Annotated in this window: 1 pseudogene; it reads right to left on the reverse strand. The window is 72.7% G+C overall.

Annotated elements, in window-relative coordinates:
* Positions 1-89: 89 nt before the first annotated feature.
* Positions 90-532: pseudogene (locus HUK84_RS22540) on the reverse strand (heme ABC transporter ATP-binding protein); the annotation flags it as partial.

Consider the following 532-nt stretch of genomic DNA (forward strand, 5'->3'; position numbering starts at 1 on the left):
GACGAGCAGGGCGGCCAGGATCGCGCCGGCGCGCCAGGCCAGGCGCCGGGCGGGAGAGATGGTGGGAAGGCGTTGCAGTCGGGTGGCCATCACGCGGTCCCTCCGGCGCCGGTGCGGCCGCCCATCAGCAGGCCGATCGTTTCCATGTCCGCCGTCGCGGCGTCGATGGTCGCCATCAGCCGTCCGTGGAAGAGCACGCCGATGCGGTCGGCGACGTTCAGCAATTCCTCGAGATCCTCGGAGACCAGGACCACGGCCACGCCCTGGTCGCGCAGGTCGGTCAGGTAGCGCAGCACGGTGGCGATCGCGCCGATATCCAGCCCGCGGCTGGGATAGGCGGCGACCAGCACCCGGCGGGCGATGCGGATTTCCCGCCTGGCGACCAGGCGCTGCTGGTTGCCGCCCGACAGGTTGCGGATGGGCATGGCGAAATCGGGGATGCGGACCTCGGCGGCCTGGGCGATCGTGCGGGCCAGGGATTCGGCGGCGGCCGGGCGGTAGAGGCCGCGTCCGCCGATCGGCGGGTGGCGAT

Origin of the sequence: Nguyenibacter vanlangensis, assembly GCF_013376155.1 — a bacterium.
Taxonomy (GTDB): domain Bacteria; phylum Pseudomonadota; class Alphaproteobacteria; order Acetobacterales; family Acetobacteraceae; genus Gluconacetobacter; species Gluconacetobacter vanlangensis.